We start from the raw sequence: 12,471 nt of genomic DNA on the forward strand, positions 1-12,471 counted from the left end.
GCCCGCGGCTGATGCGGCCCGTGGCTGACGCCGCCCGCGTGTCAAGCCCATTGAACGCCCCCTCGGCCCCGCCGTAGCGTCGATCGCTCCGACGCCGAAGGGAGAACACGATGACCGAACGACTGGACGGCACGCGCGTGGCGTTCCTCGTCACCGACGGGTTCGAGCAGGTGGAGTTCACCGAGCCGTGGAACGCGATCGGGGAGGCGGGCGCCACGACCCACCTCGTCTCGCCCGCCGACGGCAGCGTCCTCGGCATGAACCACATCGAGCAGGGCGACCGGTTCGACGTCGATCGCGGCGTCGCCGAGGCCTCTGCCGACGACTACGACGCCCTCGTCCTGCCCGGCGGCGTGGTGAACGCCGACCACCTGCGCATGGACGCGGGCGCGGTCGCGTTCGCCCGCGGGTTCTTCGAGCAGCACAAGCCCGTCGCGGTGATCTGCCACGGCGCATGGGTCCTGGTCGAGGCCGACGTGGTGCGCGGCCGCACGATCACGTCGTACCCTTCCCTGCAGACCGACCTCCGCAACGCCGGCGCGAGCTGGGTCGACGAGGGGGTCGTCGTCGACCAGGGACTGGTCTCCAGCCGGAACCCGGACGACCTGCCCGCGTTCATCGACAAGGCGATCGAGGAGATCGCGGAGGGTCGGCACGCCGGCCAGACGACCTGACCGGGACGGGCGGCCCGGGCGGCCCGGGCCGCCCGCCGGTGGAGCACGGATGCCGCGGCGCGACACGCCACGGCGGCGCGCGCCGTGGCATCCGCTCGCTCGGGCACCCGGCTGCGCGCGGGCCGAAAGGCCCGGATGCGGCGACGCCTGCGGGATAGCCTCCACCCGATCGCGCGCGACGACGCCGCGCGCCGGGAGGGGGATCGCGATGGGCGGATCGACGACCTCGGACGGCCCGCCCGCGTCGACGCCCGAGCCGGTCCCGGCCCCCTTCACCGCCGACGACTTCGCCGCGCGCATGCGCCGCGCCGCCCGGTCCGCCGCCGACGCCGGGCTCGCGGGCCTCGTCGTGACGCCCGGACCCGATCTCCGCTACCTCACCGGCTACCTGCCCGTGGCGATCACCGAACGCCTCACGATGCTCGTGATCCCCGTCGAGGGCGATCCGTCGCTCGTCGTGCCGAAGCTCGAGCGTCCCGACGCCGAGCGGGCCGCCGCCGCACCGATCCTGCGGCTCCTCGACTGGTCGGACGGTGAGGACCCGTACGTCGCAGCCGCCCCGTTGCTCGAGCCCGGACGGTACGCGATGTCGGACTCGGCCTGGGCGATGCACGTGCTCGGCCTGCAGGACCGCCTCGCGACGACCTCCTACGTGTCGATGACGACCGCCCTGCCGATGCTCCGCGCCGTGAAGGACGCCGACGAGCTCGCACGCCTCGCCGCCGCGGGAGCCGCGGCCGACGCCACGTACCGCGAGATCCTCGGCGTGCGCTTCGCCGGCCGCACCGAACGCGAGGTCGCCGCCGACCTCGCCGCCGGGCTCGTCGCCCACGGGCACTCGCAGGTCGACTTCACGGTCGTCGGCTCGGGCCCCAACGGGGCGGACCCGCACCACGAGCAGGGCGACCGCGTCATCGAGCAGGGCGACATGGTCGTGCTCGACTTCGGCGGCCTGAAGCACGGATACGGCTCCGACACGACGCGCACCGTGCACGTCGGCGAACCGACCGACGAGGAGCGCGCCGTGCACGCGCTCGTCGTCAGCGCCCAGCAGGCGGGCTTCGAGGCGGTGCGGCCCGGCGTGCCGTGCCAGGAGATCGACCGCGTCGCCCGCGCCGTGATCACGGACGCGGGCTACGGCGAGTACTTCATCCACCGCGTCGGCCACGGCATCGGCCTGACCACGCACGAGCCGCCGTACATGGTCGAGGGCGAGGAGACGCCGCTCGAGCCGGGCATGTGCTTCTCGATCGAGCCCGGCGTCTACCTGCCGGGCCGTTTCGGCGTGCGCATCGAGGACATCGTCACGGTCACCGCCGACGGCGGCCGGCGGCTGAACTCCACCCCGCACGAGATGGCGATCGTGCGCTGAGGGGGAGGCCCCTCCTCACTCCGCGCTGCGAGCCCGATAGGCGCGCGTCGCCATCCGGTTGCCGCAGCGCGTGCTGCAGTAGCGCTTCGACGCGTTCTTCGAGAGGTCGACGAAGACGCCCGTGCAGTCGTCGGCCTGGCAGCGTGCGAGCCGGGAGATGCCGTCGGCGCGGATGACGTCGACGAGCGCCATCGCGGCTTCGACGAGCATGCGCTCACCGAGCGGACGCTCCTGGGACACGGCGTGGATGTGCCAGTCGAGCTCGTCGTGCCGAACGAGGCGGGGGATCGCGTGCGCCTCCTCGAGGATCGCGTTGACCGCGCCCGCCATCGGGTCGCGTTCGAGCGTCCAGACCTCCCGCAGCCGGTCGCGCACCGCGCGCACCTCGTCGAGTTCGCGCTCGTCGCCGTCGCGACGGCCGGAGAAGCCCCACACGTCGAGGAGGCCCGCAAGCTGGGCGGTCGTGGCGAGTTCGTCGTCGCCCGACTCGGAGGCGCCCGGGACGGTGTCGGCGACCGCGGCCATGAACCCGAGGGCCGCGACCGTGTCATCGGTGAAAATCATTTGACTCCTGACATCCGTCGAGCTACTGTGACGAGCATAACGACGTTCGGTCCTGACGGGGCCGACGGCGTGCGGACTGTGGAGGAGGGCGGCCGTGCGTGCATCACGGGGGATCGTCGGCATCGCGCTCGGGCTCGCGGCCGGCCTGGCGTTCGGCGCGGGCGGCGTGTTCGTCAAACCGCTCCTCGAGGCGGGATGGTCGCCCGGCGCGGCGGTCCTCGCCCGGATCTCGATCGCGGCCGCGCTGCTCGTGGTCCCCGCGCTCATCGCCCTGCGCTTCGACCTCCGGCCCCTCTGGCGGGCGCGCTGGACCATCCTGCTCTACGGAATCGTCGCGGTCGCCGGCGTCCAGTTCGCGTTCTACGCCTCGCTCGAGCGCATCCCCGTATCGATGACGCTGCTCATCGAGTACCTCGCCCCGATCGCGCTCGTCCTGTTCGCCTGGGCGAGCACGAGGCGGATGCCGCAGCTCATCGTCCTCGGCGGTTCCGCCCTCGCGCTGGTCGGCCTCTGGCTCGTGATCGGGCCCGGCGGCGGGAACCTGGACCCCCTCGGCCTCGCTTTCGCCGCGATCGCGATGATCGGGGTCTGCGTCTACTACGCGATCGGGGAGCGGGCGACCGAGCAACTGCCGCCCGTCGCGCTCATCGCCGCCGGGTTCGTCGTGGGAGCCGCCGCGCTCGGCATCGCCGGGCTGTTCGGCCTCATGCCGATGGAGGCGGCCCTCGTCGAGGTCGACTTCCTCGGCGGGACTGCGCCATGGTGGGTGCCGCTCCTGACGGTGGGCGCCGTCTCCACGGCCTTCGCGTACTCGGCGGGCATCGCCGCCATCCGCCTGCTGGGGTCGCGACTGTCGTCGTTCCTCGGCCTCTCCGAGGTGATCTTCGCCGGGATCGTGGGCTGGCTCCTCCTGGGCGAGGCGCTCGGGCCGCTGCAGATCCTCGGCGGCGCCCTGATCCTCGGCGGCATCGTGCTCGTCAAGCTCGAGCGCACGCCGCGGGACGCGGCGGCGCTGGTCGCGGACCCGGACGTCCTCCCGGTCCCGGCCGATGCGTCGATCGATCCGCCCTCCGGACCCGGCGCCGCATCCCGCACGGAGCTGCCGACGGGCCCCATCGCCACTTCGGCATAGGCTCGGGCCATGCGTTTCGGCCTCGTCATCCTGCCCCAGTACGACTGGCCCGCGGCCGGCCGGCTCTGGCGCGGCGCCGAGGAACTGGGCTTCGACCACGCGTGGACCTACGACCACCTCTCGTGGCGCGGCCTCGCCGGGGAGCGCTGGCACGCCACGGTCCCGACGCTCACCGCCGCGGCGATGGTCACCGAGCGGATCCGCCTGGGCACGTTCGTCGCGAGCCCGAACTTCCGGCACCCCGTGCCGTTCGCGAAGGACGTCGCGACGCTCGACCAGCTCGCGGGCGGCCGGCTGATCCTCGGACTCGGCTCCGGCGGCACCGGCTTCGACGCGTACGTGCTCGGCCAGTCGGAGCTGTCCGCGCGCGAACGCCACGATCGCTTCCGCGAATTCACCGAGGCGCTCGACGTGCTCCTCCGGTTCGAGCGCGGTTCGGACGAGGGCATCTCCTACTCCGGCGACCACTTCTCCGCGGTGGCGGCGCGCATGGTCGGCGAGCCGGCGCAGGCGCCGCGCATGCCGTTCCTGATGGCCGCGAACGGACCGCGGGCCATGCGGCTCGCCGCGCGCCACGGCTCCGGCTGGGTGACCACGGGCGGCGCCGCGGCGACGGATGCCGCGTGGTGGGCCGGCCTCGCCGAGCTCTCCGCGCGCCTCGACGACGCCCTCGTCGGCGAGGGTCGCGAGCCCGGCGAGTTCGACCGAGTGCTCTCGCTCGACGACGACAGCCGCTACTCGATGCGGAGCGTCGCCGCGTTCGAGGACGCCGTCGGCCGCGCGCGCGAGCTCGGCTTCACGGATGTCGTGGCGCACCGCCCCCGCGAGCACGGCCTCTACTCGGGGAGCGAGGCGGTGCTCGAGGAGATCGGGTCGCGGCTGCCCCGCCTGCGCTGACCAGCCCGGAGTCCGCAGCGACTCGACTCGGCACGGCGGATGCGTCCCCTTGTAGCCTGTCGTGGTGTCCGCGCCCCGCTTCGTGTCCCCGTCCCGCTGGGAGCCGCTTCCGTACCTCGTGTTCGTCGGGCTGCTGCTGCTCACCGGCGTCGTGCGCCCGGAGAGCGGCGGATGGCTCGTGGCGCTCCTGGTCGCGATCGCCCTCACGGTGGCGTGGGGCGTCGTCGCGTTCGTCCGTGATCGGCGGATGCGCAACCCCGACCCGATGGGCGACCTGACGAGCCTCGACGGGATCGAGCTCGTCGATGCCGCGCCGTCGCCCGCGGTCGACGCGTCGGATGCGCGGGTGCGCACCGTCGTCCCGGTCGTCGACGTGCATCGGCACCAGCCGGCGATCGACCTCGCCCGCCTGCACGGCGGCGCCGCCCAGCACGCGATCCTCGTTCCCCGGGCACGTCGCTGGCTGTCGCCGAGGTATCGCATCGGCGTGCAGCTCGTCGGCGGCGACCGACCTCGGCACGCGGGCTTCCTCGGCGACGCCGCCGACGCGCGGTGGCGCGACGTGCTCGACGGGATGGCGGCCGCTCGCGGCGTGTACGCCCGCGTGCCGGCCACGATCGAGGGGACGGGTCGGCCCTTCCGGGTGGACCTCGACCTCAGCGGGCTCGAGGCCGTCGACGGCGACGGCCACGCGGCATCCGGCCTCGCCGAATCGTGAGGATTCGTCGTGCTACCTAGTCGGCCATCCGGCCGAAGTCAAGACTGTTGCCCCTGGTCGGGGGCCACGTAGTCTCTCGCGGGAGGGGCGTCGACGAGGATGCCCTCCGACAAGGAGAGACGATGTATCGAACTACGAGGCTTTCCCGCCGTACGGCCGTACTCGCGACCAGCGTGTCGACCGTCGCGGCGTTGGCGCTGGTTCCGGCCGGGGCCGCGTTCGCCGCTCCCGGCGGCAAGTCCTGCGACAACCAGAACAACAACACCGTCGCGAAGCTGCTCGCGTGCGTCGACGCCGACGGTGCGATGGAGCACCTCGAGGCGCTCCAGGCCATCGCCGACGCGAACGACGACAACCGAGCAGCCGGCACCTCCGGCTACGAGGCGAGCGTCGACTACGTCGTCGAGACCCTCGAAGCCGCAGGCTGGGATGTGTCGATCGACGAGTTCCCGTACACCTACGTGGGGCCGTCGACGCTGACGCAGCTCACGCCCGTCCAGGCGGAGTACGAGACCGGTCCGTACACGGGCAGCGGCCCGGGCGACGTCACCGGCACGGTCATCCCGGTCGACCTGCAGCTCGGCCTCGGCAACACGAGCACGAGCGGGTGCACCGCCGACGACTTCGCCGGCCTCGACTTCTCCGGTCCGGCCGACATCGCCCTCGTCCAGCGCGGCACCTGCCCGTTCGCCGACAAGGCGCTGAACGCCGAGGCCGCGGGCGCAGAGGCCGTGATCATCTTCAACCAGGGCAACGACACGACCGACGCCCGCAACGGACTCATCGTCGGCACGCTCGGCGGCTCCGACATCGTCGGCATTCCCGTCGTCGGTGCGAGCTACGAGCAGGGTGTCGCACTCTCGCAGGCCGGTTCGACCGCGAACATCTTCGTTCCGGAGCCGGAGTCGCGCCCGCAGAAGAACGTGATCGCCGAGAAGACCGGCGTGAACGACGACAACGTCGTGATGGCGGGTGCCCACCTCGATTCGGTCCAGGCCGGTCCGGGCATCAACGACAACGGCAGCGGCTCCGCGTCGCTGCTCGAGCTCGCCGAGAACCTCTCGAAGCTCGAGCCGCAGAACACCATCCGCCTCGCGTGGTGGGGTGCTGAGGAGTCGGGCCTCATCGGTTCCGAGGAGTACGTCGCCGAGCTGAGCCAGGAGGAGCAGGACCGCATCGCGCTGTACCTGAACTTCGACATGGTCGCCTCGCCGAACTACATCTTCATGGTGTACGACGGCGACGAGTCCGGCTGGCTCGCTCCCGCCGGGGTGCCGATCCCGGACGGCTCGATCGAGATCGAGAAGCTGTTCGAGAGCTACTACACCTCGGTCGGCGAGCCGTACGACGACGCCCAGTTCAGCGGTCGCAGCGACTACGACGCGTTCATCCGCGTCGGGATCCCCGCCGGCGGCCTCTTCACCGGCGCCGAGGTCATCAAGACCGAGGAGCAGGAGGCCATCTGGGGCGGCACGGCCGGCGCCTCGTACGACCCGTGCTACCACCAGGCCTGCGACACGATCGACAACGTCAACGAGCACGCGCTCGACGTGAACATCGACGCGATCGCCCTGGCGGTGCTCGCCTACTCGTACTCGACCGAGTCGGTCAACGGAGTCGAGGGCGTCAAGGTGCCGGGCGGCCTGCGCCTCCCCGAGCCGGCCGGGCCCGAGGGCACGATCGGCGGCAACGCCGGCGGCCTCGACCCCGACCTCGTGGGTGAGGACGGCCACCACCACGGACCGCACGAGACCGAGTAGTCCCGCGCGAACCGATCAGCGGGGCCCGTCGCGTCAGCGGCGGGCCCCGCTCTCGTGCGTGAGCGAGCAGGGGTCGCGCGGGAAGATCTCGTCCGCTCCGCGGCGTCGCTGCGCAAGACTGGAGCGATGCGGACCATCGTGAAGCGCCGGCCCGAGGCCCCCGACCGATTCTTCGAGGCCGAGGCGGCCGGGCTCGCTTGGCTCGCGGCGGCAGACGGGGCCCGCATCGCCGCGGTCGCCGGGGTCGGGCCAGGCTGGATCGAGCTCGAGCGCGTGGCGGAGGCCCGCCCGACGCGCACGGCCGCCGCAGAGTTCGGCGCCGCGCTCGCGCGGACGCACGCCGCCGGCGCTGCCGCGTTCGGCGCGCGCCCCGACGGGTGGGACGGACCGCTCTACATCGGCCGGCGCGAGATGCCCGCAGCTCGCGAGGCATCCTGGGGCGTCTTCTTCGCTCGCGACCGGGTGCGACCCTTCCTCCCCGTCGCCGTCGCGGCCGGGAACCTCACGAGCGACGAGGCCGAGATCGTCGACCGCGCGTGCGACGCGATCGCCGGCGGCGCGTTCGACGACGACGAGCCGCCGGCGCGGGTCCACGGTGACCTCTGGAACGGCAACGTGCTGTGGTCGGCCGACGGCGTCGTCCTCATCGACCCCGCCGCGCACGGCGGGCACCGCGAGACCGACCTCGCGATGCTCGCGCTCTTCGGCTGCCCGTTCCTCGACGAGATGGTCGGCGCGTACGACGCGGCCGCCCCGCTGCGCGACGGATGGCGCGATCGGATCCCGCTGCACCAGCTCCATCCGCTCGCCGTGCACGCCGCCGGGCACGGCAGGGGCTACGGCGTCGCCCTCGCCGAGGCCGCCCGGGCGGTGCTCGAACTGGGCGGATCAGTTCGGGAATAGTTCCGGCGCAGCATCCGTTCACTCACTTGCATGCAAAAGCATGGAACGAGAGAAGGAGCCCAGGAGGGCGACATGCAGTTCGGAATCTTCACCGTCAGCGACATCACGCAGGACCCCACCACCGGCCGCACGCCGAGCGAGGCCGAGCGGATCCAGGCGACGCTGACCATCGCCAAGCACGCCGAGGAGGTCGGTCTCGACGTCTTCGCGCTCGGCGAGCACCACAACCCGCCGTTCTGGTCGTCCTCGCCCACCACGACGCTCGCCTACATCGCCGGCCAGACGAGCACCCTGCAGCTCTCCACCGCGACCACGCTCATCACCACGAACGACCCGGTGAAGCTCGCCGAGGACTACGCGATGCTCCAGCACGTGTCGGGCGGTCGCGCCGACCTCATGCTCGGCCGCGGCAACACCGGCCCGGTCTACCCGTGGTTCGGCAAGGACATCCGCCAGGGCCTGCCCATCGCCATCGAGAGCTACGAGCTCCTGCACCGCCTCTGGCGCGAGGACGTCGTCGACTGGGAGGGCAAGTTCCGCACGCCCCTCCAGGGCTTCACGTCGACGCCGCGCCCGCTCGACGGCGTGCCGCCGTTCGTGTGGCACGGTTCGATCCGCACGCCCGAGGTCGCCGAGCAGGCCGCCTTCTACGGCGACGGCTTCTTCGCCAACCACATCTTCTGGCCGGCATCCCACACCCAGCGCATGATCGCGCTGTACCGCCAGCGCTACGAGCACCACGGCCACGGCACCGCCGCGCAGGCGATCGTCGGCCTCGGCGGCCAGGTGTTCATGCGGAGGAACTCGCAGGACGCCGTGAACGAGTTCCGCCCGTACTTCGACAACGCGCCCGTCTACGGGCACGGCCCGAGCATGGAGGAGTTCACGCAGCAGACGCCGCTCACGGTCGGCAGCCCGCAGGAGGTCATCGACCGCACCCTGGGGTTCCGCGACTACGTGGGCGACTACCAGCGCCAGCTGTGGCTCATCGACCACGCCGGACTGCCGCTGAAGACCGTGCTCGAGCAGCTCGACCTGCTCGGCGAGGAGGTCGTGCCGGTGCTCCGTCGCGAGTTCGCGAAGGACCGTCCGGCCGACGTGCCCGACGCGCCCACCCACGCCTCGCTCGTGCGCGCGGCGTACGGCGACGCCGCGCCGCGGCAGGCGACCCCCAACGCGAACCGCGGTGACAACCTCACCCTCGGCTCGCCCTACCAGGACGGCCCGGTCGCGCCCGCCGCGACCTCCACCGGCTCGGCCTTCGGCCCGGCCGCGACCAGGACGGCAGGTGCACGATGACCACCAGGAAGATCGTCGTCGTCTCGGCGGGGCTCTCCACGCCGAGCTCGAGCCGCCAGCTCGCCGACCGGCTCCTCGCCGACAGTGCCAACCTGCTCCAGGAGCGCGGCGTCGAGGTCGAGGCGAAGGTGTTCGAGCTGCGCGACCTCGCGCACGACATCACCAACCACCTGCTCATGGGCTTCGCCCCGCCGAAGCTCGAGGAGGCGCTCGACGCGGTCGCCTCGGCCGACGGCCTCATCGTCGTCACGCCGATCTTCACGACGAGCTACGCCGGGTTGTTCAAGTCGTTCATCGACGTGATCGACCCGCAGGCGCTGACCGACCTGCCGGTGCTCATCGGCGCGACCGGCGGCACCCCGCGCCACTCGCTCGCGATCGACTACGCGATCCGCCCGCTGTTCACGTACCTGCACGCGATCCCGGTCCCGACCGGCGTGTTCGCCGCGACGAGCGACTGGGGCGGCAGCGGTGACGGCGTGCGCTCCCTGCCGGACCGGATCTTCCGCGGCGCGAGGGAGTTCGCCGACCTCGTGGAGCGCACCGACCGCAGCGAGCTCCTGAGCGACCCCTTCGCGCTCGACCGTCCGATGGGCCACCTGCTGGGCGGCCTCGCGGGGGAGTAGGCGAGTTCGACGATCGGATGCCGCGGCGGGTCGATCCCGCCGCGGCATCCGTCTCCCCGGCGTGAACGCGAATTCACATGCAGGGAGGGCGGCCCGCGTGACGCATCAGGTCGTCGGACGGTTCATGTCGGGGATCGTGATCATCGTGGTCGTCGGCGACGTGCCCTTGTTGAGGAACGCCATCGCGAGCGCGCGGACGAACTGGTCGAAGAGGTAGAAGTTCGCCGGCATGATCGGGATGAGCGACTCGCGGAACGCGACGTAGAGCGGCCAGCCCTCGCGGATGATCACCTCGGACGCCCGGTCGCGCTCGAGGCCGAGCCAGTCGCCGACCTCGTTGCCGAGCTGGTAGCGGACGAACTCGTTGAGGAACCCGCGGGTGACGCCGAGGTCGACCTGTGCGGTCAGGCCGAGGAGCACCTCGGCGAGCTCCTGCCCCTCGGGCGTCCACGCGAGCTTGGGGGTGAGGATCTGGTCGGCCTGGGCATGGGCGTCGTCCCAGGTCGCGGGGATGTACTCGTCGCGCACGCCGAGCATGTGCAGGGCGACCTGCCAGGAGTGCAGGAACGCCTCCTCATCCCGGGTCGACATGGGCACCTTCCAGTCCTTCAGCTTCTTGTGCGCGAACGTGCCGGTGCTGTGGAAGGTGACGAGGATGTCGTGGTTCGAGATCGGGATCTGCTCGTCGTGCCCGCTCGCCTGCCAGTGCGGCGACTGCGGCAGCATGTGTCGCACGGCCGCGTGGACCATCCGGGTGCGGTTCGAGGTGACGAGGAACTCGCCCGTCCACTCGAAGGCGTCGATGTCGCTCAGGTCGTAGCCGAAGCTGAAGGTCTTCGCCGCACGATCCTGCATGTCGGCGCCGCCCTTCGACCAGTACACCGATCGCGCCTCACGGGGGATGACGGTCGACATGATGCCGCCGCCGATGCCGTAGATGAGGAACAGGTAGGTGTCCTTCCGGCGGTTGAAGTCGGCGGCGCGGCGGAGCTTCCAGATGTCGGCCCAGTCGGGTAGCTTGTTGGTGCCCTGCAGGAAGGTCCGGAGTTCCGAAGGCAGTCCGCTCGGCACCGACTGGTGGTTGTAGACCCAGTTGCGCATGGCGTAGTTGACCGCCGGAACCTGCCCGCCGTCGATGATGCCGGCCATGATGCGGTCGATGTCGTCGTCCCACACCCACTGCGGGTCGACGCCCGAGCCGGTGCCGAGGACGGAGCCCGCAGGGGACCACGACCACGCCGCCGAGGGACTGGCGGCGCCGGCGAGGCCGAGCGCCGCGCCGAGGGTCAGGACGGAGCGTCTGGTGATGTCGGGCACGTGGCCACCTTCTTCCGAGAGGAGGATGGACCCCGTCGCGGACTCGTCGTCGAGGCCGCCCCAGTATCCGCAGCCCATCCTGCGAAACGTGTGATCGAGCGTTAACATAATGGCCGCGAAGCGGTGCGACAAGCCCCTTCGCGCACACCGTTGACGAACATGAGAATCCCTCATTCGAGGGATACCCGCGCGCGCAGGCCGGGAGTAGCGTTCCCAGCGGGAGCGCGGCCCGGCCGCGCACGCCCAGCGCCACCCGCCCCCACTCGGACCGTCGGACGCGCGCGAGCTCGGTCGCATCCGCTGCCACTGAGATCGCAACCCGAAAGAAGAAGATCATGTCCATCCGACGTGCACTCGCCGCCCTCGGCGCCGCCGCTGCGCTCGTCCTCGCCGGCGCGGCCGGACCCGCCATGGCCGGGAGTCCGCACTTCATCAAGAACGCCACCTCCGCACACCTCGACGGCGTGAACCTGGTCGTCGACTTCAAGGAGGCCGGACTCGAGTCCGGCTCGGTCGAGACCGTCGTCGCGAGCGCGGACCTCAGCGCCACGTACTCGTGCGTGAACGGCGGGAACCACGTTCCCTCCGACCCGAAGAAGACGACCATCGACTCCAGGATCTCGGAGAGCGGTGAGTTCGAGGCCGCGAAGAACGGCAACATCGTCGGTTCGCTGACGCTCGAGCCGACTCCCGCCGACGTGGCGCTCGACTGCCCGCCCGGACAGACCGCGACCCTGTTCTCGGTCGTCTGGTCGAACGTGACCGTCGAAGACCTCGACAGCGGCGCCTTCATCGCGCTGAAGGGCACCTTCAGCGCTCCCTGATCGGAAGCACACCGCGGGCCGGAGCGGATGGCGTCAGCCTCCGCCCCGGCCCCGTGACGTCACCGCGGCGGGGTCAGTCGTCGAGCACGAACGTGACTTCGAGCGTGACCGACCACTCGACGACGCTGCCGCCCTCGACCTTGACCTTCTGCTCCTTCACCCACGCGCCCTTGACCCCGCGCAGCGTCTCGACGGAGCGGGCGATGCCGACCTGGATCGCGTCCTCGAAGCTCGTCTCGGAGTACGCGGTGATGGTGGTGACTCGTGCGACCGATGACATGTCGTTCCCCCTCGAACGATTCCGGACGCACCGGACATGCGCCCGGCTCCCATGATGCGCCTGCCCGCTCCGCGCCGCGAGGGGTTGACCCGTTCGCGACCGGCG

The 12,471-nt window shown here is 71.6% G+C and carries 13 protein-coding genes; 10 read left to right on the forward strand and 3 right to left on the reverse strand.

Annotated features, from left to right (window positions below):
• Positions 1 to 110 precede the first annotated feature (110 nt).
• Together ACQ393_RS07500 and ACQ393_RS07505 are read left to right on the forward strand one after the other, a co-directional pair.
• Positions 111 to 674 (forward strand): type 1 glutamine amidotransferase domain-containing protein, encoded by a 564-nt coding sequence (locus ACQ393_RS07500; RefSeq protein ID WP_430646202.1) that lies wholly within the window; start codon positions 111 to 113, stop codon positions 672 to 674.
• 208 nt (positions 675 to 882) lie between these two features.
• A complete protein-coding gene (locus ACQ393_RS07505) occupies positions 883 to 2,046 on the forward strand; it encodes an aminopeptidase P family protein (protein WP_430646203.1) in 1,164 nt (387 codons plus the stop codon).
• 15 nt (positions 2,047 to 2,061) lie between these two features.
• Here the strand turns inward: ACQ393_RS07505 and ACQ393_RS07510 are convergent, their stop codons facing one another.
• A complete protein-coding gene (locus ACQ393_RS07510; protein WP_430646204.1) occupies positions 2,062 to 2,610 on the reverse strand; it encodes a CGNR zinc finger domain-containing protein in 549 nt (182 codons plus the stop codon).
• A gap of 94 nt (positions 2,611 to 2,704) precedes the next feature.
• On the opposite strand from ACQ393_RS07510, the gene ACQ393_RS07515 reads away from it, so the two are divergent.
• The 7 genes from ACQ393_RS07515 (at position 2,705) to ACQ393_RS07545 (ending at position 9,945) form a co-directional block, all read left to right on the forward strand.
• The gene (locus ACQ393_RS07515; RefSeq protein ID WP_430646205.1) at positions 2,705 to 3,742 is read left to right on the forward strand and encodes an EamA family transporter; all 1,038 of its coding nucleotides are present in this window, start codon (positions 2,705 to 2,707) and stop codon (positions 3,740 to 3,742) included.
• Between the two features lie 9 nt (positions 3,743 to 3,751).
• A complete protein-coding gene (locus tag ACQ393_RS07520) occupies positions 3,752 to 4,639 on the forward strand; it encodes an LLM class flavin-dependent oxidoreductase (RefSeq protein ID WP_430646206.1) in 888 nt (295 codons plus the stop codon).
• A 64-nt stretch (positions 4,640 to 4,703) separates the two neighbouring features.
• A complete protein-coding gene (locus tag ACQ393_RS07525; RefSeq protein WP_430646207.1) occupies positions 4,704 to 5,357 on the forward strand; it encodes a hypothetical protein in 654 nt (217 codons plus the stop codon).
• Positions 5,358 to 5,530: 173 nt separating this feature from the next.
• Entirely contained in the window at positions 5,531 to 7,117 is a 1,587-nt protein-coding gene (locus ACQ393_RS07530; protein ID WP_430646208.1) for a M28 family metallopeptidase, read from the forward strand.
• 108 nt (positions 7,118 to 7,225) lie between these two features.
• Complete coding sequence (locus tag ACQ393_RS07535; protein WP_430646306.1) at positions 7,226 to 8,020, forward strand: fructosamine kinase family protein; 795 nt, start codon at positions 7,226 to 7,228, stop codon at positions 8,018 to 8,020.
• Between the two features lie 72 nt (positions 8,021 to 8,092).
• A complete protein-coding gene (locus ACQ393_RS07540; protein ID WP_430646209.1) occupies positions 8,093 to 9,319 on the forward strand; it encodes an LLM class flavin-dependent oxidoreductase in 1,227 nt (408 codons plus the stop codon).
• Positions 9,316 to 9,945, forward strand: a complete 630-nt coding sequence (locus ACQ393_RS07545; RefSeq protein WP_430646210.1) for an FMN reductase — start codon at positions 9,316 to 9,318, stop codon at positions 9,943 to 9,945. Before ACQ393_RS07540 ends, ACQ393_RS07545 begins: the two co-directional genes overlap by 4 nt.
• Positions 9,946 to 10,050: 105 nt before the next feature.
• On the opposite strand, the gene ACQ393_RS07550 is transcribed toward ACQ393_RS07545, so the two are convergent.
• Positions 10,051 to 11,262: an oxygenase MpaB family protein gene (locus tag ACQ393_RS07550; RefSeq protein WP_430646211.1), complete on the reverse strand. Its 1,212-nt coding sequence runs from the start codon at positions 11,260 to 11,262 to the stop codon at positions 10,051 to 10,053.
• Positions 11,263 to 11,597: 335 nt separating this feature from the next.
• On the opposite strand from ACQ393_RS07550, the gene ACQ393_RS07555 reads away from it, so the two are divergent.
• Positions 11,598 to 12,086 (forward strand): hypothetical protein, encoded by a 489-nt coding sequence (locus ACQ393_RS07555; RefSeq protein WP_430646212.1) that lies wholly within the window; start codon positions 11,598 to 11,600, stop codon positions 12,084 to 12,086.
• Between the two features lie 73 nt (positions 12,087 to 12,159).
• Here the strand turns inward: ACQ393_RS07555 and ACQ393_RS07560 are convergent, their stop codons facing one another.
• Positions 12,160 to 12,366 (reverse strand): dodecin family protein, encoded by a 207-nt coding sequence (locus ACQ393_RS07560; protein WP_430646213.1) that lies wholly within the window; start codon positions 12,364 to 12,366, stop codon positions 12,160 to 12,162.
• Between the last annotated feature and the right edge of the window lie 105 nt (positions 12,367 to 12,471).

Origin of the sequence: Agromyces sp. GXS1127, assembly GCF_050565425.1 — a bacterium.
Lineage (GTDB): Bacteria > Actinomycetota > Actinomycetes > Actinomycetales > Microbacteriaceae > Agromyces.